Source organism: Burkholderia sp. AW49-1 (assembly GCF_053427845.1).
Genome location: NZ_JBSAXF010000004.1, coordinates 176,917 through 197,728, shown reverse-complemented (window position 1 = coordinate 197,728; position 20,812 = coordinate 176,917). Strand labels below are relative to the sequence as shown.

General features: G+C 67.7%; 21 protein-coding genes. 15 read left to right on the top strand and 6 right to left on the bottom strand.

Features of this window, described 5'->3' with window-relative positions; genetic code table 11:
• Positions 1-8: 8 nt before the first annotated feature.
• Positions 9-1,142 carry an acyl-CoA dehydrogenase family protein gene (locus ACV22W_RS09255; protein WP_175908839.1) on the bottom strand — a complete coding sequence of 378 codons (1,134 nt, stop codon included), beginning with the start codon at positions 1,140-1,142 and terminating at the stop codon, positions 9-11.
• Positions 1,143-1,279: 137 nt separating this feature from the next.
• Here ACV22W_RS09255 and ACV22W_RS09250 point away from each other — a divergent pair, with 137 nt between their 5' ends.
• From ACV22W_RS09250 to ACV22W_RS09240, 3 genes are all read left to right on the top strand, one after another.
• The gene (locus tag ACV22W_RS09250; RefSeq protein ID WP_448018881.1) at positions 1,280-2,314 is read left to right on the top strand and encodes an AraC family transcriptional regulator; all 1,035 of its coding nucleotides are present in this window, start codon (positions 1,280-1,282) and stop codon (positions 2,312-2,314) included.
• Positions 2,315-2,435: 121 nt separating this feature from the next.
• The gene (locus tag ACV22W_RS09245; protein ID WP_448018880.1) at positions 2,436-3,998 is read left to right on the top strand and encodes an NfeD family protein; all 1,563 of its coding nucleotides are present in this window, start codon (positions 2,436-2,438) and stop codon (positions 3,996-3,998) included.
• Entirely contained in the window at positions 3,995-4,768 is a 774-nt protein-coding gene (locus tag ACV22W_RS09240; RefSeq protein WP_448018879.1) for a slipin family protein, read from the top strand. Before ACV22W_RS09245 ends, ACV22W_RS09240 begins: the two co-directional genes overlap by 4 nt.
• Positions 4,769-4,849: 81 nt before the next feature.
• Here the strand turns inward: ACV22W_RS09240 and ACV22W_RS09235 are convergent, their stop codons facing one another.
• Entirely contained in the window at positions 4,850-6,127 is a 1,278-nt protein-coding gene (locus tag ACV22W_RS09235) for a haloacid dehalogenase-like hydrolase (RefSeq protein ID WP_448018878.1), read from the bottom strand.
• Positions 6,128-6,560: 433 nt separating this feature from the next.
• Between ACV22W_RS09235 and ACV22W_RS09230 the strand changes: the two genes are divergently transcribed.
• From ACV22W_RS09230 to ACV22W_RS09210, 5 genes are all read left to right on the top strand, one after another.
• Positions 6,561-7,457 carry a M24 family metallopeptidase gene (locus tag ACV22W_RS09230; RefSeq protein WP_059692081.1) on the top strand — a complete coding sequence of 299 codons (897 nt, stop codon included), beginning with the start codon at positions 6,561-6,563 and terminating at the stop codon, positions 7,455-7,457.
• Positions 7,458-7,501: 44 nt separating this feature from the next.
• Positions 7,502-9,289: an SDR family oxidoreductase gene (locus tag ACV22W_RS09225; RefSeq protein WP_448018877.1), complete on the top strand. Its 1,788-nt coding sequence runs from the start codon at positions 7,502-7,504 to the stop codon at positions 9,287-9,289.
• A gap of 34 nt (positions 9,290-9,323) precedes the next feature.
• Entirely contained in the window at positions 9,324-10,229 is a 906-nt protein-coding gene (locus tag ACV22W_RS09220; protein WP_059692079.1) for a metal-dependent hydrolase, read from the top strand.
• 89 nt (positions 10,230-10,318) lie between these two features.
• Complete coding sequence (locus ACV22W_RS09215; RefSeq protein ID WP_448018876.1) at positions 10,319-10,606, top strand: hypothetical protein; 288 nt, start codon at positions 10,319-10,321, stop codon at positions 10,604-10,606.
• Positions 10,607-10,855: 249 nt separating this feature from the next.
• On the top strand, positions 10,856-11,230 hold the full coding sequence (locus ACV22W_RS09210) for a DUF2917 domain-containing protein (RefSeq protein ID WP_448018875.1): 375 nt from the start codon (positions 10,856-10,858) through the stop codon (positions 11,228-11,230).
• 172 nt (positions 11,231-11,402) lie between these two features.
• Here the strand turns inward: ACV22W_RS09210 and ACV22W_RS09205 are convergent, their stop codons facing one another.
• On the bottom strand, positions 11,403-11,681 hold the full coding sequence (locus ACV22W_RS09205) for a hypothetical protein (RefSeq protein ID WP_006480752.1): 279 nt from the start codon (positions 11,679-11,681) through the stop codon (positions 11,403-11,405).
• A 753-nt stretch (positions 11,682-12,434) separates the two neighbouring features.
• Between ACV22W_RS09205 and ACV22W_RS09200 the strand changes: the two genes are divergently transcribed.
• Positions 12,435-13,736, top strand: coding sequence for an NCS2 family permease (locus tag ACV22W_RS09200; protein ID WP_059447241.1), 1,302 nt, complete (start codon positions 12,435-12,437; stop codon positions 13,734-13,736).
• Positions 13,737-13,840: 104 nt separating this feature from the next.
• Here ACV22W_RS09200 and ACV22W_RS09195 read toward each other — a convergent pair whose 3' ends face one another.
• A complete protein-coding gene (locus ACV22W_RS09195; RefSeq protein ID WP_448018996.1) occupies positions 13,841-14,692 on the bottom strand; it encodes a LysR substrate-binding domain-containing protein in 852 nt (283 codons plus the stop codon).
• Positions 14,693-14,895: 203 nt separating this feature from the next.
• On the opposite strand from ACV22W_RS09195, the gene ACV22W_RS09190 reads away from it, so the two are divergent.
• The 3 genes from ACV22W_RS09190 to ACV22W_RS09180 are packed head-to-tail and all read left to right on the top strand — an operon-like array spanning position 14,896 to position 16,633.
• Positions 14,896-15,426 carry a sugar ABC transporter gene (locus tag ACV22W_RS09190; RefSeq protein WP_448018874.1) on the top strand — a complete coding sequence of 177 codons (531 nt, stop codon included), beginning with the start codon at positions 14,896-14,898 and terminating at the stop codon, positions 15,424-15,426.
• 13 nt (positions 15,427-15,439) lie between these two features.
• Positions 15,440-15,766 carry a hypothetical protein gene (locus tag ACV22W_RS09185; protein ID WP_448018873.1) on the top strand — a complete coding sequence of 109 codons (327 nt, stop codon included), beginning with the start codon at positions 15,440-15,442 and terminating at the stop codon, positions 15,764-15,766.
• A gap of 3 nt (positions 15,767-15,769) precedes the next feature.
• A complete protein-coding gene (locus ACV22W_RS09180) occupies positions 15,770-16,633 on the top strand; it encodes an MBL fold metallo-hydrolase (protein ID WP_448018872.1) in 864 nt (287 codons plus the stop codon).
• 160 nt (positions 16,634-16,793) lie between these two features.
• Here ACV22W_RS09180 and ACV22W_RS09175 read toward each other — a convergent pair whose 3' ends face one another.
• Together ACV22W_RS09175 and ACV22W_RS09170 are read right to left on the bottom strand one after the other, a co-directional pair.
• A complete protein-coding gene (locus ACV22W_RS09175; RefSeq protein WP_014898618.1) occupies positions 16,794-17,081 on the bottom strand; it encodes a DUF1488 family protein in 288 nt (95 codons plus the stop codon).
• A 242-nt stretch (positions 17,082-17,323) separates the two neighbouring features.
• Positions 17,324-17,515: a DUF2964 family protein gene (locus tag ACV22W_RS09170; RefSeq protein WP_059527249.1), complete on the bottom strand. Its 192-nt coding sequence runs from the start codon at positions 17,513-17,515 to the stop codon at positions 17,324-17,326.
• A gap of 378 nt (positions 17,516-17,893) precedes the next feature.
• On the opposite strand from ACV22W_RS09170, the gene ACV22W_RS09165 reads away from it, so the two are divergent.
• The 3 genes from ACV22W_RS09165 to ACV22W_RS09155 all read left to right on the top strand — a co-directional run bounded on the left by ACV22W_RS09165 (position 17,894) and on the right by ACV22W_RS09155 (position 20,736).
• Positions 17,894-19,783: a sigma-54-dependent Fis family transcriptional regulator gene (locus ACV22W_RS09165; RefSeq protein ID WP_448018871.1), complete on the top strand. Its 1,890-nt coding sequence runs from the start codon at positions 17,894-17,896 to the stop codon at positions 19,781-19,783.
• Positions 19,784-19,882: 99 nt separating this feature from the next.
• Positions 19,883-20,185: a 2Fe-2S iron-sulfur cluster-binding protein gene (locus ACV22W_RS09160; RefSeq protein ID WP_448018870.1), complete on the top strand. Its 303-nt coding sequence runs from the start codon at positions 19,883-19,885 to the stop codon at positions 20,183-20,185.
• 56 nt (positions 20,186-20,241) lie between these two features.
• Positions 20,242-20,736, top strand: coding sequence for an SRPBCC family protein (locus ACV22W_RS09155; RefSeq protein ID WP_448018869.1), 495 nt, complete (start codon positions 20,242-20,244; stop codon positions 20,734-20,736).
• The last annotated feature ends 76 nt before the right edge of the window (positions 20,737-20,812 follow it).

The following is a 20,812-nucleotide window of genomic DNA, read 5'->3' as shown; positions in this document are numbered from 1 at the left end:
TTCAGGACTCAAAGCTGTCGCGCGATCACCATCCGCTGCACTTCGCTGGTGCCCTCGTAGATCTGCGTGATGCGCGCGTCGCGATAGTGACGCTCGACTTCGTAATCGGCGAGGTAGCCGTAACCGCCGTGAATCTGGATCGCATCCGAACACACGCGCTCGGCCATCTCTGACGCGAACAGCTTCGCCTGCGATGCTTCGGACAGGCACGGCAGCCCGGCCGTGCGCAGCTTCGCCGCGTGATGCACGAGCAGGCGCGCCGCGTTGATCTGCGTGGCCATGTCGGCGAGCTTCTGCTGGATCGCCTGATGCTCGGCGATCGGCTTGCCGAACTGCACGCGCTCGCCCGCATAGCGGCGCGCCTTGTCGAACGCGGCGCGCGCGATGCCGAGCGCCTGCGCGGCGATGCCGATGCGCCCGCCTTCCAGGTTCGACAGCGCGATCTTCAGCCCTTCGCCGCGATTGCCGAGCAGGTTTTCTTCCGGAATCGCGCAGTTCTCGAACGTGATCGGGCACGTGTCGGATGCGCGGATGCCCATCTTCTTTTCCGGCTTGCCGACGATGAAGCCGGGCGTGTCGGTCGGCACCAGGAACGCGGAAATGCCGCGCTTGCCGGCTTCCGGGTCGGTCATGGCAAAAACGATCGCGACCCCGGCACGCTGGCCGTTGGTCACGAACTGCTTCGCGCCGTTCAGCACCCACTTGCCGTCGCGCAGCTCCGCCCGCGTGCGCAGGTTGTTCGCCTCGGAGCCGGCCTGCGGCTCGGTCAGGCAGAACGCGCCGATGATGCGGCCCGCAGCCATCTCGGCCAGCCAGCGATCCTTCTGCGCGGGCGTGCCGAAGCCGAGGATCGGCCCGCAGCCGACTGAGTTGTGCACGCTCATCATGGTCGCGCATGCGGCATCGCCGGCGGCGATTTCCTCCATCGCCAGCGCATAGGCGACGTAATCCGTATACGCGCCGCCCAGCTCCTGCGGCACGATCATCCCGAGCAGGCCGAGTTCGCCGAGCTGCGCGACGACGGCGTCGGGCAGGTGCGCGTCATGGTCCCATTGCGCGGCGTTCGGTGCCAGCACCTCGGTGGCAAAAGCGCGCGCGGCGTCGCGGATCATCCGCTGGTCTTCGGTATAAAGCTCGTCCATGGCGCTGCTGTCTCCTGCGGCCGCGTGCCGCGACCGACCTTTCGTTTCGATGCAACAAGTGTAGGCAAGCGCGCGCGACTGTTCGATGCTCGCGCCGCTCATTTACACTGAGCGTTTTTGCCATACCGGCGGCTTCGATGAAGCAGGAAGACAAGGGAACCGTCGCGATCAGCCTCGTCGCCTACAGCGTCGCGCTCGCGACCCGGCGCGGCGTCGCGGCCGAGCCGCTGCTCGCGCAGGCCGGCATCGCGCCGGCGCTGCTCGCGCAGCCGCGTGCACGGGTGTCCGCGCAGCAATACGGCGCGCTGTGGAACGCCATTGCGCGCGCGCTCGACGACGAGTTTTTCGGGCAGGATCGCCATCCGATGCGCAGCGGCAGCTTCATCGCGATGAGCCAGGCGGCGCTGTCCGCGCAGGACGGGCTGCACGCGATGGCGCGCGCGGTGAATTTCATGCACTGCGTGCTCGACGACCTGCACGCGGAGCTCGACGCCAACCCGCAGCGCGTGCGGCTGCGTTTCGTGCACCGCAACAGCACCGCGGCGCCCGCGATGTTCACGTACGCGACCTATTTCATCATCGTGTACGGGCTGACCTGCTGGCTGATCGGGCGGCGCATCCCGCTGCTGCACGCGAGCTTCCGCTGCGACACGCCGCCGGCCGACCACGAATACCCGTCGATGCTGTGCGACGACATGCGGTTCAACCAGCCCGATTCGTATGTCGATTTCGATCCCGAATTCGCGACGCTGCCGGTCGTGCAAAACGCCAGGACGCTGAAAACGTTTCTGCGCAACGCGCCGGCCAGCTTCATCGTCAAGTACCGCAACCCGAACGCGCTCGCGCAGCGCGTACGCACCGTGCTGCGCGGCATGCCGCCTGCGGCGTGGCCCGGCGCCGACGGGATGGCCGCGCGGCTGCACGTGGCCGAGGCGACGCTGCGTCGCAAGCTGCACCAGGAAGGCCATGCGTACCAGGCGATCAAGGACACGCTGCGGCGCGACCTCGCGTTCGAGGCGCTGGCCGATCCGTCGCGGACCATCGCCGACGTCGCGGCGGCCACAGGTTTCGCGGAACCGAGCGCGTTCTACCGCGCGTTTCGCAAATGGAGCGGACGCAGCCCGGCCGAATATCGGGAAGAAGCGCTCGCGCGCGGCCGCGGCGCCGGCTGAATCCGCGGCCTGCCGCCTCGCCTTCGCGCTTTCCGCCGAAACCGCCTAATCTTCAAGCATCGGGCCAACGCCCTTTCCGCGAGCCGGACGGCGTGCGGCCGCGCGCCGCCCGGACGCCCCGATGCGCATTCACCGTCATGAGCCGCCGCCGGCACCTGCATCACCCGGCGGCCGCCCCCGTCACCCGCTGTCCGCGCGGGTCGCGCGCGCCGCGCTGTTCGCGGCGCTGCTCGTCGTGTGCGCGGCCGTCGCCGCCCCGCCTCCCGCCGCCGCACCGCCGGTGTTCGTGATTCCGGTCAACGGCGCGATCGGGCCGGCCAGCGCCGACTTCATCGTCCGCTCGCTCGACCGAGCGGCGCGCGAGCACGCGCCGCTCGCGATCCTGCAACTCGATACGCCGGGCGGCCTCGACACGTCGATGCGGCAGATCATCAAGGCGATCCTCGGCTCGCCGGTGCCGGTCGCCGCGTTCGTCGCGCCGGGCGGCGCACGGGCCGCGAGCGCGGGCACCTATATCGTCTACGCGAGCCACATCGCAGCGATGGCGCCCGGCACCAATCTCGGCGCGGCGTCGCCGGTGCAGTTCGGCATCGGCGGTGGCGCGCCGGGGACGCCAGGGACGCCGGGTGCGCCGGGTGCGCCCCGGCCGTCGCCGTCCGGGGCATCGGGTGCGGCCGGCGCATCCGCGACTCCGGCCGAGTTGCCGAACGATACGCAGTCGACCGAGATCCGCAAGGCGACCCAGGACGCCGCCGCGTACATCCGCGGCCTCGCGCAGTTGCGCGGGCGCAATGCCGGATGGGCCGAGCGCGCGGTGCGCGAGGCCTTGAGCCTGTCGGCGACCGAGGCGCGCGCGCAGCATGTCGTCGACCTGATCGCGCAGGACCCGGCCGACCTCGCGCGCCAGCTCGACGGTCGCACCGTGACGACGACTGCCGGCACGGTGCACGTCGCGACCGCGCATGCGCCGCTCGTCGTGCTCGCGCCCGACTGGCGAAGCCGCTTCCTGTCGATCATCGCCGATCCGAACGTCGCGCTGATCCTGCTGACGATCGGCATCTACGGTCTGTTCTTCGAATTCGCGAATCCCGGCTTCGTGCTGCCGGGCGTCGCCGGCACCATCTGCCTGCTGATCGGGCTGTTCGCGATGCAATTGCTGCCGATCAGCTATGCGGGCCTCGGACTCGTGCTGCTCGGTCTCGGCTGCCTCGTCGCCGAGGCGTTCCTGCCGACCTTCGGCGTGCTCGGTTTCGGCGGAATCGTGTCGTTCACGATCGGCGCATTGATGCTGATCGATACCGACGTGCCCGGTTACGGCATTCCGTGGCAGGTGATCGCGGGCCTCGCGGTCGGCGGCGGGCTGCTCGTCGCCGGCGTGTCGAGCGTCGCGCTGCGCGCGCGGCGGCGGCCGGTCGTGACGGGCGCCGAGGCGATGGTCGGCAGCATCGGCGAAGTGCTCGACGACGGCCTGCGCGCCGACCAGCCGCAGGACGCGGCCGGCACCGCACCGTCGGCGGCGGGCTGGGCGCGCGTGCACGGCGAGCGCTGGCGTGTCGCGAGCAGCACGCCGCTGGCCGCCGGCAGCCGCGTGCGCGTCACCGGCCGCCACGGGCTGACGCTCACCGTCGCGCCGCTCTATGACGTGCCGGCACACGAACAACAACACCAGGGAGCACCGTCATGATGGGCTACACGTTTGGCTTCAGCGGCGTCCTGATCGTCTTCGTCGTGGTGCTCGTCGCATCGTCGATCCGCATCTTCCGCGAGTACGAACGCGGCGTCGTGTTCATGCTCGGCCGGTTCTGGAAGGTGAAGGGGCCGGGGCTCGTGCTGATCATCCCGATCGTCCAGCAGGTCGTGCGGATCGACCTGCGCACCGTCGTGTTCGACGTGCCCGCGCAGGACGTGATCACGCGCGACAACGTGTCGGTGAAGGTCAATGCCGTCGTGTATTTCCGCGTCGTCGATCCGGAGAAGGCCGTGATCCAGGTCGCGCGCTTCTTCGAGGCGACGAGCCAGCTCGCGCAGACGACGCTGCGCGCGGTGCTCGGCAAGCACGAACTCGACGCGTTGCTCGCCGAGCGCGAGCAGTTGAATGCCGACATCCAGAAGACGCTCGATGCGCAGACCGATGCGTGGGGAATCAAGGTGTCGACGGTCGAGATCAAGCACGTGGACCTGAACGAAACGATGATCCGGGCGATCGCACGGCAGGCCGAGGCCGAACGCGAACGGCGCGCGAAGGTGATTCACGCGGAAGGCGAATTGCAGGCGTCGGAAAAGCTGCTGCAGGCGGCGCAGCGGCTTGCACAGCAGCCGCAGGCGATGCAGCTGCGCTACCTGCAGACGCTGACGACGATCGCGGCGGACAAGAATTCGACGATCGTGTTTCCGCTGCCGGTGGATCTGCTGAGCGCGTTGCTGGATCGGTTGGGCCCGCCGCACGAGCGGTGAGATGTGCGGGCACAGGCCCGCGCGATGCCGCGACCGATGCCGACGGGCGCGGGGCCGCCGCGGCCCGGCGCCCGGCCCGCGTCAGGCCAGCAGCTTGCGATCCGTCTTGCCGTACTTGATCGACTTCTCGTCCGGGATCATCAGGCCCGTGTGCTCGTCGCGACCCTGCAGCAGGAAGCGCGCGTCCGGGTTGCCGATCTGTTCGGCCGCGAGCTTGCTGTCCGCGCCGATCTCGCCCTTCTTCATCCGGTTGACGATCACGCCGGCCGCGGTGTCCTTGAAGTCGCGCAGCATCCACGCGTCGCCGTCGCTGTCGCCGAACACCAGCAGCGGGCCATAGCCCTTCTTCGACGCGAGCACGTTGCGGATGCCCACCGTCTTGCCGGGCCCCCAGTTGAAATGCCAGCCGGCCGGATACGTGCTCGTGTACTTGCCGTCCTGCATGTCGAGCCGCAGGCCGATCACGTTCTCGGGCGCCACGCCGTAGCCATAGTTCGGATTGCCGGCGAACACGCGCACGACATCGTCGAGCGACGCGGTGCTCACGTACACGTCGATGCCGTTCGCGCGCAGCGTGTGCATCACCGCGCGGATTTCCTCGTGAATGCGGATGCCGTGGAAATGCGTGTCGGCCACCACGCCGGCCTTGCCCGGCAGCGTCTTCGGGCTTTCGTAGCGGACCTTGCGCAGCGCGTCGCCGATACCGTAGTTGTTCGACGCTTCCGCCATCGCCTGCAGCTCGGCGGTCGTCATGTTCTTGTAGAAATAGATGATCCACTTGTAGCCGACTTCGAGCGGATGCGTGTCGCAGATCGCGTCGTACATGAAGTACAGCTTCGCGCGAAAATCCTTGAACTGGTCGGTCTCGCGAATCTCGTCGAGGCTCCTGTCGCCGCCGAGGCCCTTGTAGTTCGCATGGAGCCAGCGGTAGTCGGACTCGACGTCGGCGGCGAGATCCTCCATCGTCACCGGCTTGCCGTCGACGGTCGTGTAGTCCTTCATGAACGCGCCCTTCGGCACGTCCTTCCACATCACGTCGACGAACTCGTCCGGCGTCAGCTTGTACTGCAGATGGTTGATCTGGTACATCAGCAACGCCTCTTCGCAGTCGTTCATGATGCACGTGTTGTCCCAGTCGAACACCGCGTACGGGCGGCGCTTTCCGTCGTAGCGCGCGCTCGCGACGCCGTGCCGGTCGAGCACCGCCTGCAGGCGCGCGGCGTTGAACGGCGACCAGCGGCCCGGGTCCAGCGCGTCCGGCGCGGTCGCGCTCTTCGCGCCGGCCATGCCGGCCTTGAGCATCAGCGGCGTCGCAGCGGTCGCAGCGGCAAGGGTGTTCATGAACTTGCGGCGTTGCATGGTCTCTCTCCGTGGAATGGTCGAATCGGCTTGGATCGCTGCCCCGCGCAACGCGCGGCACACCCGCCCCGCGAAGCCGGAAAGGCTTCGAATCGGGGGCGAATGATGTGACGAAATTATTTCGGCAATTTGACAGCGTCTCGCCACGACACGACGGGGAATTGATCCGGCGCGACATGCCGGGCCGGCGCCGCCACCGCACACGCGCTCCGGCCGGCCCTCCCGCACCGGCCACGTGCACGGCGACGGCCATCCGGCCCCGCCCGCCGGAGACCTAGAGCGTCCCCTCCATTTCGGCCTTCATTAGGAGAAGCCCTCACCTCCGCGCCACGTCGAACCGGCTATGATCTTTACATCAGTCAATGACACATTAAATGCTGACTGAATAATTCGCCCGCGTCGCCGAACGCAGGCCGACACATGGAGACGCAACATGCCCGATCATCCGCTGCCGGAAGTCCATCTCGACGAGCTGCCGCAATTCCGCGCGGTCCAGCAGCTTGCCTATCGCTGCGTCGAGACCGTCGGCGCGATGCTCTACCCCGGCATCACCGAGAAGGAAGCCGCGCGCCTGCTGACCGAATGGCTGCAGGACAACGGCGTGCACGACTGGCTGCACAAGCCGTTCGCATGGTTCGGCGACCGCACGGCGTTCCAAGGCTTCTCCGGCCTGAAGCACATGGGCGGCTTCAACCTCGCGTTCTTCCCGAGCAACCGCCAGCTCGAAACCGACATGCCCGTGATTCTCGACGTCGCGCCCGTGCTCGACGGGATCGTCGCGGACGTCGGCTACGCGCACTGTCTCGGCCAGAACCCGATCCTCGAACAGCTGCAGGACGACCTGATGGACCATCGCGACATGATCGTGCGGCTGGTGAAGGAGCGTCGCCCGATGGCCGAGGTCGCGCAGGCGGTCGACGCGCTGTGTCGCCGCCAGGGCGTCGAGCCGCGCCACAAGGCCTATCCGTTCAAGGTGCTCGCGCATCGCGTCGCGAAGATCCACAAGCTGTCGACACCGCGCTTCGTCGCGCGCTTCGGGCTGAACGCGACGCGCAACCTGCTGCTCGACCAGGGTCGCGCGGCGAAACAGCAAGGCTGGTCTCCGCTGTGGTCGATCGACCGCCGCTCCGAACACGCGCCGGTGCCGGGCCTGTGGGCCGTGGAGCCGCATCTCGGCTTCGCCGGCGTGGGCGCGAAATTCGAGGAACTGCTGGTGATCACCGACGACGACGCGTACTGGCTCGACGACGACCTGCCGCACGTGCGCCGCTGGCAGCGCCGCCAGGCCGAACGCGCGCAGGCCGTCGCGAGCGTGCCGGCGGCCGCCTGACACGAACGCCGCCTTCCACCGAATCCCTGAACGACGGACTCACGATGCAGCCTCTTTCCGATGAAGCGCCGCTGGCCCTGTTCGAATCGGTTCACAGCGAGACGGCCGTCGCCTCCGGCGACCTGACACTCGCGGTCAGGACCTGGGGCGACCCGGCCCGCTCGCCGGTCGTACTCGTGCACGGCTACCCCGACGACAGCAGCGTCTGGCAGCACGTCGCGCCGCTGCTCGCGCGCAAGCACTACGTGATCGCCTACGACGTGCGCGGCGCGGGCCTGTCCGGCGCGCCGAAGCGCACGGCCGATTACCACCTCGCGAAGCTGACCGACGACTTCGTCGCGGTGATAGACGCGCTCTGCCCCGGCCGCGCTGTGCACCTGATCGCGCACGACTGGGGCTCGATCCAGGGCTGGGAGTTCGTCACGGATCCGCGGCTCGCCGGCCGCATCGCGTCGTATACGTCGTGCTCGGGGCCATGCCTCGACCACGTCGGCTTCTGGCTGCGCGAACGCGTGCTGCATCCGACGCCCGCGTCGTTGGCCAGGCTCGGCGGGCAGCTCGTGCGCTCGTGGTACGTGTATCTGTTTCATCTGCCGTTCATCCCCGAGCTCGGCTGGCGGCTGTGGCTCGGCCGCGCATGGCCGGGCCTGCTGCGCCGGGTCGAGAAGACCACCGCCACGCCGCGCGCGACGCAGGCCGACGACGGCGCGCGCGGCGTGCGCCTGTATCGCGCGAACTTCATCCGCTGCCTGTTCGCGCCGCGCGAGCGCTACGCGCACGCGCCGGTGCAGACGATCGTGCCGCTCGGCGACAAATACGTGAGCCCGGCGCTGTCCGAGAACCTGTCGCGCTGGGTGCCGCAGTATTACCGCCGCGAAGTCGCGGCCGGCCACTGGCTGCCGCTCGCCGATCCCGCGCGCTTCGCGGGCCTCGCCGAACAGTTGATCGACGCGGTCGAATCGGGCGACGAGCCGCCCGCGCTCGCGAACGCCCGCCGCCGCGCGACCAGCGGCCGCTTCAGCGGCAAGGTCGCGGTCGTCACCGGCGCGGGCAGCGGCATCGGCCGCTGCGCGGCGCTCGCATTCGCCCGCGAAGGCGCGACCGTCGTCGCGTGCGACATCGATCTCGCGAGCGCCGAGCGCACCGCGCTGCTGCTCGGGCTGACCGGCGCGCAGGCGCATGCGAAACGCGTGGACGTCGGCTCCGCCGACGAGATGGAAGCGCTCGCGGCATGGGTCGGCAGCGAACTCGGCGGCGCCGACGTCGTGATCAACAACGCGGGCATCGGCATGGCCGGGGGCATTCTCGACACGAGCGAACGGCACTGGGAGCGCATCCTGCACGTGAACCTGTGGGGCGTGATCCACGGCTCGCGGCTGTTCGCGCAGCAGATGGCCGCACGCGGCACGGGCGGCCACATCGTCAACACCGCGTCGGCCGCCGCGTTCGGGCCGTCGCGCGATCTGCCCGCGTATGCGACGACGAAGGCCGCCGTGCTGATGCTCAGCGAATGCATGCGCGCGGAACTCGCGGAAAAAGGCATCGGCGTGACGGCCGTCTGCCCCGGCTTCGCGGAAACCGGAATCATGGCGTCGACGCAATACGCGGGCGCCAACGCACAGGACGAGGCACGACTGCGCAAACGCGCGACGAAGCTGTACCAGATGCGCGGCCTGAAGCCGGAAACCGTCGCGCAGGCGATGGTCGACGGCGTGCTGCGTAACCGGCCGGTCGTGGCCGTGGGCACCGAGGCGCACGCGCTGCGCTTCGTCGGCCGCTTCATGCCGTGGCTCGGCCGGATGCTCGCCCGCGTCAGCATGGCATCGCATTGACGGCGCGGCGCGCCGCACTGGAACGGAGACACAGATGACCGCTACCGCCGACTATCACAAGATCAAGGCCCGGCACGTGAAGTTCGACTTCAGCGACACGCCGATCACCTGGGTGCCGAACGACCCGGGCAGCACGCACATCATCAACACGCTGAACCTGCTGTTCCCGGAAGGCGAACTGTGGTTCTGCCGCGTATACAACAAGGCGCTCCCGAACATCACCGACGCGCGCCTGCGCGACGAAGCCGAAGGCTTCCTGCGCCAGGAAGCCGTGCATTCGCGCTCGCACGGCGGCGTGCTCAAGCATTACTACGACCGGCACGGGATCGACACGAAGCCGTTCACGCAGAAGCTGAACTGGCTGTTCACGCGCGTGCTGGGCGAAGCGCCGTTCGGGCTGAAAATCGGCCACACGCGCTTCTGGCTGCGTCAGCAACTCGCGGTGATCGCATCGCTCGAACATTTCTTCGGCTATCTCGGCAACTGGGTGCTCAACGCGCACGGGCTCGACGAAGGCCGCGCCGACCCGACGATGGTCGACCTGCTGCGCTGGCACGGCGCGGAGGAAGTCGAACACCGGACCGTCGCGTTCGACATCTACAACCACATGGGCGGCAACTATCCCGAACGCTGCGTGCACATGGCGTTCGTGATCGTGCTGCTGCTCTACTTCATCACGAGCGGCGCGAAATTCATGTACCGGCGAGATCCCGCCGCCGGCCGTTATCCGGGTTTCGTGCTGTCGTGGTGGAAGGGTTCGCGGCGCGGGCACCTGCCATCGTTCTGGAAGGTGATCGGCGCGGCGCTGCGCTATTTCAGGCCGGGCTATACGCCGCACCACGAAGGCTCGACCGAGCAGGCACTCGCGTATCTGGCGCGCTCGCCGGCCGCGCAGGCGGCCGCGCACGGCGGCAACTGGGGCACGACGAAGGGCGCGTGACCGGGCCCGCACGCGGGTTCGCGACGGTTTCGGCGGGGGCGCCGGCCGAAATGCGTACAATCGCGGCTTCATTTCCCGGAGGTGCCGCGATGGCCATGAAGAAAACCGATCTAGAAAAGAACAAGGCGCTCAAGCTGACGCACGCGATGAAGCAGTCCAGCTCCGCCCGCTTCGGCAAGGGCGCCGATGACGCAGCGAAGCTCGACCGCCGCGCGCAGCGCAAGCTCGACCAGGAGCAGGGCCTCGTGCCGTTCGCGTGCAAGCTCAACGCCGACCTCGTCGAACAGCTGAAGGCACGCGCCGCCACGCATCCGAACGGGATGACGGGCCTGCTGTCCGAACTGCTCGTCAACGGCCTCGCCCAGCGCGACGCGTGATCGTCACATATCTCGAAAATAGTCGTTGACAACAACGTACGACATCGACAAACTCGTTCGCATGCCTACGTTCAAGCTCATCGCCATCGCGAATCATTGCCCGGTGAACATTCGAAAGAATGGATCACGGGAGGCGCTTGTGCGTTAGCATCCGAGCAGTACCGCATGTCACAAGGCCTCACCGGAAACGGATGAGGCCTTTTTGTTCTGGTGCGCGTCATCCGTCCGGCTCAACGAATGGAGAAGACGATGGACCAGGCAAGCCCGTTGTTCGACCGTCCCGATTCGCGCCGCGTCGGCGCGATCGCGTTACCGACCGTCGTGATCCGTTTCGCGGTCGCGCCGCGCACGACACTCACCTGGCGCGCGCCGAGCGATGCGGAAATCCGCGCGCACGGCGCGCCGCTGTGGATCACGCGGCCGCCGAGCGTCGACGACTACTGGGTACAACCCGGCGACGTGCTGCGCATTGCGCGCGGCGATCGCATCTGGCTCGGCACCGATGACGACCGGCCGGCCGAGGCGTCGATCACGACGGCATACGTGAAGCGCGGCGAACGGCTGAGACGCACGCTCGCGCGAATGCAACGTTTGCTCGTCGGACGATGGCGAAGACGGGATTGACGATGCGCGGTCACGCGCGCGACAGGATGCCGGAACGCGTGGAATCACCGCATCCGGAAACGGACGCACCCGCGACGCAAGGCGTCGCGGGTGCGCATCGAATGACGCGGCACGCACGCGCGTGCCGCGAGCGATCGCGCGCCGTGCGCAACCCTGACATGCATCACGTGCATCAGGTGCTGGCGGCGAGACGCGGGCCCGTGCTGCGAGGCGTGGAATCGAGGTCGGGACGTTGCGCCGCCTGCGAGGTCACCCACGGGTCGATGCCTTGCTTTTGCACCTCCTCGAGAAATGACACCCGCGTACGCCAGTAATCCGCCTGTAATTTCGCATCGATGACGCGCTGTTCGGCTGCGAACAGTTCCATGCGCGCCGTCACGAGCATCGACGCAGCGGTTTTTTCCGGCGTGGGGGCGTGCCGCATCGCCCAACGGCTGATCCAGTTCAACATGCTGACCTCCGTGATGACGGACGAACCCGCATCGGGCAATCGCAACCGGTCGCGCCTGCCCGAAAGCGCAACGACCGTCACCGCGCTTCACCGCCTGGCCTGCACGGACTGCGACTCCCCCGCGTCGGCAACGACTGGCCGACGTGTGCGCGCGGTGTATCTATCCTAGAAAGACTTGCCGGTTAACGCGATGACGTCTTGCAATCTTTTACACAGAAACCACAGTCGGGCTCGCACCGCGAAATGACAGTTGCGGACGCGACGGCTTCGGCGCAGGATAGCCCGATATCTGCAACCGCCTGGACTGACGAATGGCCGCTGCACGCCGTCGCGCACCCGCGCCGGCCATGCTCGCGTGCATTGCGTCCATCATGTGTTCACCCCTCGTGCGGGCGTGCCGTTGCGGTCGCATGCCGTCGCGTGGCGGCCGCGCGCCGCATGTCGATCATGCCGTTGCGCCCGCATCGGCCGACACGGCCCGCCCGCCATCGAATCGTTTCCATCGTTTCTACCTGCCCGCCTGATCCGAACCGGTAAAATGCGCGCCTTCGTCGCGCGGCCGGCCTGTCCGACCGCTCGCGCGAACGCTGCCGATCATGCCCCGCAACTATATCGTCCGAGCTATCCGCGCTATTACAATCCGCCGATAGCGTCGCAATAGTGGCTGGTTACAGTAGGCCGGCCGCGCGCTGCCTTACAACAATTCGGCATAGACAACAAGCAACACGACAACCCGACCGGAGAAACGCCTTCATGGAATCCATCAAGCGGTATTTCGGCTTCGACGAAGCCGGCACCGATTTCCGCACCGAAATACTCGCGGGCGTCACCACGTTCCTGACGATGGCTTACATCATCTTCGTCAACCCCGCGATCCTCGGCGATGCCGGCATGCCCAAGGAATCGGTGTTCGTCGCGACCTGCCTCGTCGCGGCGCTGGCGTCGATCATCATGGGGCTGTACGCGAACTACCCGATCGCCTGCGCGCCCGGCATGGGCCTGAACGCGTATTTCGCGTATACGGTCGTCAAGGGGATGGGCTTCACGTGGCAGGCCGCGCTCGGCGCCGTGTTCATCTCCGGCTGCCTGTTCCTGCTCGTCACGCTGTTCCGCGTGCGCGAGGCGATCGTCAACGGCATTCCGAAATCGCTGCGCATCTCGATCACCGCCGGCATCGGCCTGTTCCTCGGCATCATCTCGCTGAAAACCTCGGGCGTGATCGTCGGCAACCCGGCCACGCTCGTCACGCTCGGCGACCTGCACAAGCACGACACGATCCTCGCGATCGTCGGCTTCTTCACCATCGTCACGCTCGACCACCTGCGCGTGCGCGGCGCGATCCTGATCGGCATCATCGGCGTCACGATCCTGTCGTTCTTCTTCGGCGACAACCAGTTCCACGGCGTGTTCTCCGCGCCGCCGTCGATCGACGCGACGCTGTTCAAGCTCGACATCGGCGCCGCGCTGTCGACCGGCATCATCAACGTGATACTCGTGTTCTTCCTCGTCGAACTGTTCGACGCGACCGGCACGCTGATGGGCGTCGCGAACCGCGCGGGCCTGCTCGTCGAAGGCAAGATGAACCGCTTGAACAAGGCGCTGCTCGCCGACAGCACCGCGATCGTCGCGGGCTCGGTGCTCGGCACGTCGTCGACCACTGCGTATATCGAAAGCGCGTCGGGCGTGCAGGCCGGCGGCCGCACGGGCGTGACGGCGATCACCGTCGCCGTGCTGTTCCTCGCGTGCCTGTTCATCGCGCCGCTCGCCGGCGTCGTGCCGGCCTACGCCACGGCACCGGCACTGCTGTACGTGTCGTGCCTGATGCTGCGCGAGATGGTCGACGTGCCGTGGGACGACGCGACCGAAGCCGTGCCGGCCGCCCTGACCGCGCTGCTGATGCCGTTCACTTACTCGATCGCGAACGGCGTCGCATTCGGCTTCATCGCGTACGGCGGCCTGAAGCTGCTGACGGGCCAGGCCCGCACGGTCAAGCCGATCGTCTGGATCATCGCGGCCGTGTTCCTGTTCCGCTTCTTCTATCTCGGCAGCGAGTGACGCACGCACCGGTGCGCTGCACGATGAAACAAGAACGCCACCTTCGGGTGGCGTTTTTGTTTTGTTCCTGTTTAGGCGACGCGGGTGGTGCAAGCGACTTCGGGTCATGAGTCCGCCTGCCGAAGCACCCAGCGCGCGAAAGTCTGCAACGGCCCGTCGCCCAATTCCAGCGCGTCGGGCAACACGAGACAGAAGCGCTTGACCACGCCGCGCCCATCGGGCCACGGCGCCGCGAGCAACCCTTGCGCGATCTCGGCGTCGACATAGAGACGCGGCACCAGCGCGACGCCGAGCCCGGCCAGCGCCGCCGCGATCAGCATCGAGTAAAGGTCGTAGCGTGCGCCGGCGGCCGGATTGCTCACCGGCAATCCCGTCTCCTGCACGTACGCCGACCACGCATCGGGCATCTGGCGCTTGTGCAGGCGCGGCAGCGTGCCCAGCAATATGTCCGGCTGCCCGCCCGCGAGCAGCGACGGATGGCAGACCGGCACCAGCACCTCCTCGCACAACCGGTACGTGTGCATGCCGGCCCACGCCGGGTGCTCGAAGTGAATCGCCGCATCGAAACCGCTGCCGGCCAGCACGAAGGGCTCCGCGCGATCGGCGAAGTGCACCGTGATGTTCGGATGCTGCGCCTGGAATCCCTTGAGCCGCGGAATCAGCCAGCGCGTCGCGAATGTCGGCGTCACGGCGATATCGACGCTGCCGCCGTCGCCGGGCTGCCCCATCATGTACTGGCTGTCGCGCTCGAGCCGGTCCAGCACTTCGCGAACCTGCGCCGCGTAGCGCACGCCGTTCGGCGCCAACCGCACGCGGTTGCCGACCCGCTCGAACAGCGCGACGCCCAGGAACGTCTCCAGTCGGCCGATCTGCCGGCTGATCGCGCCTTCCGTCAACGCCAGCTCGTCGGCGGCGCGCGCGAAGCTTGCATGCCGCGCCGCGGCCTCGAATGCCATCAATGCCGAATTGCTCGGAATCCTGCGTCGCGTCACGATTGCTCCCGGTCCGACCGCCGTTGGTCATGGCTTGATCAAATGTCATTGAACGGTGACGAATCATCGTTTTCCGCCCATCAGGCCGCTCATTATCATGACAAAAACTCAACCAGTCGAGCCGGCCGTTCGATTCCGAAGGCCGCTCGCCCCCCCCTGGAGAAGTCATGATCTATGCCGTTGAATGCAGCATCGCCGAGCCCGCCGTCGAAGCCGAGTGGAACGACTTCTACAGCCGGATCAAACTGCCGGCGCTGATCTCCGTATCCGGCTTTCGCACGTCGCAACGCTTTCGCGCGCTCGGCGGCGATGGCCCCGTCTACCTCGCGCTGCATACGATAGACGGCCCGGACGTGCTGACGTCGGCCGAGTATCGCGACAAGGGCGGCGGCAATTTCTCGCGCTGGCAGCCGCACATCGTCGAATGGCGCCGCAACGTATACGACTGCGCGGCATCCGCGCCGGCCGTCTCCGGCCATCAATGGCTGGCCGTGTGCGACGACCCGGCCCCGTTCGCGCGAGCAGGTCTCGCAGCCACGGCCATGCATGCAGTCGCGCTGGATCGCCGGCCGGCGGCGCGCTGGCTGGCCGTCCTCGCGCACGATCAGGCTCGGCTCGCGTCCGATGCCGCGATCCGGCTCTATGCGCCGATGGGTGATCGACTCGCCAGCGCGCCGACGTCGGCAACCGCACGCTGACCGGGGCCCGACCATGCCCAGCGTCACGATTTTCATCCCCGAGGCGAGCATGCCGACCAGCGTGGCGCTCGACGCGTTGTCGTCGGCCTGCGAGAGGCTTTGCACCGACGTGTTGAGCACCGCACCCGGCACGGTCCATGTCGTATACGTGCCGGTCCGGCACGGCTGCGGACATCCGGTCAGCGCGGAGATCCGCTTTCGCACCACATCATTTCGCACCACTGAACTGATGGACCGGTTCATGACGGCACTGGATCGCGAGATTCTTCGCCACACCGGATTCGTCGCACGGATCCGCTGCTTCGGCTACGACACCACCCACCTTCACGCCCGCCATTGACCCATGAGCGCCCCCGTTCCATGCCCTTCTTTCCCGCGTCGCCAGGTCGGCGATTTCACGGTGACCGCGATCAGCGACGGCACGCTGACGGCCGGCCTCGACCTGCTGTCGAACATCGACGTCGACGACGCGACCGGCATCATGCACCGTGCCGGCATACACCCGCCGTCCGACGTCAACATCAACTGCTATGTCATACGCGGGAACGGGCGCACCGTGCTCGTCGACACCGGCGCCGGCGGCATCCGGAACTGGGGCGGCCTGCTGCGTCCGTCGCTGTCGCGAGCCGGCATCGATGCTCGCGACATCGACGCGGTCCTGCTGACGCACGCACATCCGGACCACATCGGCGGTCTGCTCGACACGGACGGACATCCGGCCTTTCCGCAAGCGGAGGTGTTCATTCACGAACGGGAACGCGCGTTCTGGCTGGACGATGGCATGTACGAGCGGGCAAGTGAGCGCGCACGCGGCAATTTCCGGATCGCGCGGCGCACGTTCAACGTGTATCGCGCGCAGCTACGGACCATCGAGGCAGGTGATGTGCTGCCCGGCATCGTCGCAGTCCCGCTGCCGGGGCACACGCCCGGCCACACCGGCTATCGCATCGAATCGCGCGGCGAGCGCCTGCTGATCTGGGGCGATCTCGTGCATTTCGCGCCGATTCAGGTTGCTCGCCCAGACGTGTCGATCGCGTTCGATCACGATCCGTCGCAGGCATCATCGACGCGCGCGGCCACGCTCGCCGAAGTCGCTTCGGATAACTTGCTGATTGCGGGCATGCATCTCGCCGACACGGGCTTCGCACGCATCGCGCGCACGAACGGCACAACCGGCGACGCGTACGTGCTGAGCGGCGCGGATTGAGCGAAACGGAACGCGGGAACGCGCGCACGCCAGCGCGCGGCAAGACGCTCGAATCGTGCCGAACACCGCCCCGCGCGGACGCGCTACCGGACGAGCATGCGCCGATATGACACGGGCGCCGGTATCCGGCGCCCGCTCCGTCGCTGCCCGGTCGTCCGGCTCAGCGCCAGTTCGCCTCGTAGAAGCGCACGTAGCCGCTGCGCAGCGTCACGCATTGCGCGCGCGTCTCGGACAGCAACCGCCGTGCAGCCGCCTCGATACGCTCGCGGTGCTGATCGTACGCACCGACCATGTCCTCGAAGCGCGGGGACGCCGCACCGAAATGATCCTCCAGCGCCTCTGCGGTGATCTGACATTGGACGCGCTCGCCATTGACCAGCGCCGTGAAACCAAGCATCAGGTCGCGCCCCGAATATTCGGGCTTCTCATTCGTGAAATGGATCTGCATGGGAGCCGCCTCGTCCGGTAGAAAGCAAATGACCGCGTCCGTCGTCCGCTACCGGCCGGACGAAAATTTACGCGGGCTCGCCGGCAGCAGCAGCATCCACGGGGTATGGCGCGGACAACGCGTGCCGGTTGCATTCCACTGTAGACGGTTTCGCGCGCGAGGCAAAATTTACGGTGTGCGTCGTTCCGACGCGCATTTTCATCAGACCAGCGCGACATCCGGCACCGTTTTGCCGAGGGGCGTCAGTGGGGATCGGTGGGCCAGATGTTCAGTGCGATCGCGGCGGTCGTGGCACCTACCGCGATCGCGGCGGCGCCGTATTGCACCGCATCGCTCAGGTCGAACAGCAGACCGTGGATCGCGACGGCGATGCCGCCCAGCATGATGAAAGTGGCGATGGCCGCCAACACGACTCTCAGTTCCGTCCGAACCATGATGGGTCTCCCGAACGGATGCATGTCACGTCGCATGCATGTTGCGATGCGGAACACGGCGCGTGCGTGTTCCACTTTCATCATTGCAGGCGGACGCTTAAAAGCAAGGGGGTTTTGTACGCAGTCGCACAACGCGCGCGGCGCTTGTATGATGAGGCGATATCGATGGCGGCGGCCCGGGTGGCGGATGGTGCGGTGCAAAGCGTCAACGCGGGGCGACCGGGAAGCATGGGTCCTGGTAAGCGCTGAAGTGCTAACTCCGGCCGACCGCGAAGCATGGGGCCCCAGTAAGCGCTGAAGCGCTAACTGGGGCCGACCGCGAAGCATGGGGCCCCAGTAAGCGCTGAAGCGCTAACTGGGGCCGACAGGAGACAAGACATGCCTCAATCTTTCGTGCTGCCCGCCACCGCGGGCCGCAACGACCTGCTCGCGCAGGCGCATGCCCGTTCGACCGCGGTCGGCCTGCGCGCAAACGAGCGCCCCGATTTCTCGCCGCTGTCGCGGCTTGCGCTGCGCGAACTGCTCGACACGAACCACGCATTGTTCGCACATGCGCGCCCGGTGATGGAAAACCTCCACGCGCAGATCGCCGACACGCAAAGCCTCGTGCTGCTCACCGACGCCGACGGCGTGATCCTGCACAGCATCGGCGACGCGGATTTCATCGAAAAGGCGAACCGCGTCGCGCTGTGCACCGGCGTGTCATGGGCCGAAGGCGCACGCGGCACCAACGCGATCGGCACCGCGCTCGCATCGGGCCAGGCGGTCGCCGTGCACGGGGCCGAGCACTTCCTGCGCGCGAACCATATCCTCACCTGCTCGTGCGCGCCGATCATCGACCCGTTCGGCCGCACGCTCGGCACGCTCGACGTGAGCGGCGACCCGCGCGGCTTCAGCCCCCATACGCTCGCGCTCGTGCGGATGTCCGCGCAACTGATCGAGAACCATCTGTTCGCGAACCAGTGCGCGGAAGCACTGCGGCTGCGCTTCCACGCCCACGAGGATTGCGTCGACTCGCTGTTCGCCGGGCTCGTCGCGTTCGGCCCCGACGGCGGGCTGATCGCCGCGAACCGCAGCGCGCAATTCCAGCTCGGCGCGACCTTCGATGCGTTGCAGCATCAAGGCTGCGATGCGCTGTTCGGCATGCACTTCGGACAGCTCGCGCAGCAGGCGGCCCGCGCACCCGGCGCGCCGTTCCGCCTCACGCTGTCGACCGGCGTGCGCGTGCTCGCACGCTGCGAATTCGCGGAAGCGCACAAGACGGCCGTCGCCGTCACCCAGCCCGCGCCCGCCGTGCGCACGCGGGCACCGGACTCGGACGCGATCACGTTCGCGACGCTCGACACCGGCGATGCGCGGATGGCCGCCGTGCTCGAACGCGTCGCGAAGATTCGTGGACGCGACCTGCCATTGCTGATCCTCGGCCAGACCGGCACCGGCAAGGAATGGCTCGCGCGTGCGCTGCACCAGGCATCGCCGCGCGCGGATGGCCCGTTCGTCGCGGTCAACTGCGCGGCGCTGCCGGATTCGCTGATCGAGGCCGAACTGTTCGGCTACGAGGACGGCGCCTTCACCGGTGCGCGCAAGCGCGGCAGCCCCGGCAAGATCGCGCAGGCCGACGGCGGCACGCTGTTTCTCGACGAAATCGGCGACATGCCGCTCGCGCAGCAGGTCAGGCTGATGCGCGTGCTGCAGGAGCGCGCGGTGATGCCGCTGGGCGGCGCACGCGCAGTGCCGGTCGACGTGCGGGTGGTCTGCGCGACGCACCGCGACCTGCGCGCGATGATCGCCGAAGGCACGTTCCGCGAAGACCTGTTCTACCGGATCAACGGCCTTGCCGTCACGCTGCCGCCGCTCGCCGCGCGCACCGACCTGCCGGCACTCGTCGAGCGGATCCTCGCGCGGCTCGGTCGCAGCGAGCCGATGCCGAGCCGCCTCGCGACCGATGTGCTCGACGCGTTCATGCGGCACCGCTGGCCCGGCAACCTGCGGCAAATGACCAACGTGCTGCGCACGGCCGGCATGCTCGCCGAAGACGAAGCCGAAATCACGCTCGCGCACCTGCCCGACGATTTCTGGCTCGACTGCGACGACGCGCCCGCGACCGAGGCCGCGCCGTCCGACACGCGCGAAGCAACGACCCTGCAGAGCCACCAGGCCGCGGTGATCGACGCGGTGCTCGCGCGGCACGGCGGCAACGTATCGGCCGCCGCGCGGGAGCTCGGGCTCGCGCGCAATACCGTGTACCGCTACCTGCGCCGACACTGACGTCCCGGGCCGGCTGCCCGACGGGCACCGGCCGCACCGCCTTCGGGTATGCTTGGTGCTTGCCCTTTCTAGCCGCCGCGCCGGCATCCGCTTCGCCCCATGACCGCCCCCGACCGCCCGCCACTCGTACGTATCGAGCCGCTTGGCACGACGTTCGACGCCCCCGATTCGCTGACGCTGCTCGAGGCCGCCGCGTTCGCGCACGTCCGGCTCCCGCGCTCGTGCCGCAACGGCACGTGCCGAAGCTGCCTGTGCAGGATCGTCAGCGGCAGCGTACGCTATACGATCGAATGGCCGGGCCTGAGCCGCGAGGAAAAGGCCGAGGGCTATACGCTGCCGTGCGTGGCCGTCGCGACCTCGGATGTCGTGCTCGACGTGCCCGACGCGGTGATGATCGACTGAACGCGGCGCGCGGCGGTGCGCCGTCCCGCCTCAAGGATGCCCGCCTGGAGAACGTGATGACCCAGTCCACCGATCGCATCGAGAAACAAGCCTTGCTCGCCGCGCCGCTGACGCGCGTCTGGGAAGCCGTCAGCAACGCCGGGGAATTCGGCACCTGGTTCGGCGTGACGTTCGACGGGCCGTTCGTCGCCGACCGGCCGCTGTTCGGCCGCATCACGCCGACGCGCGTCGACGACGACGTCGCCAGGGCACAGCAGCCGTATGCCGGCACCGTGTTCGAAATCGTTGTCGATCGTGTCGAGCCGAAGCAACGGTTCTCCTTCCGCTGGCACCCGTTCGCGATCGATCCGAACGTCGATTACGCGTCCGAGCCGATGACGCTCGTCACGTTCGCACTCGCCGAAGCGAACGGCGGCACACTGCTGACGATCACCGAAACGGGTTTCGACCAGTTGATCGAAACGCGCCGCGCGAAGGCGCGCGAGATGAACGATCAAGGCTGGGCCGCGCAGATGATGCTGATCACGAAGTATCTCGCAAAGCACGCGTAAGCGAGCCACGCGTCATTCCCGGTCTGCGCATGCGCGCATGCCCTCGCGGCGGGTGCGTGGCATAATCCGCTCCATC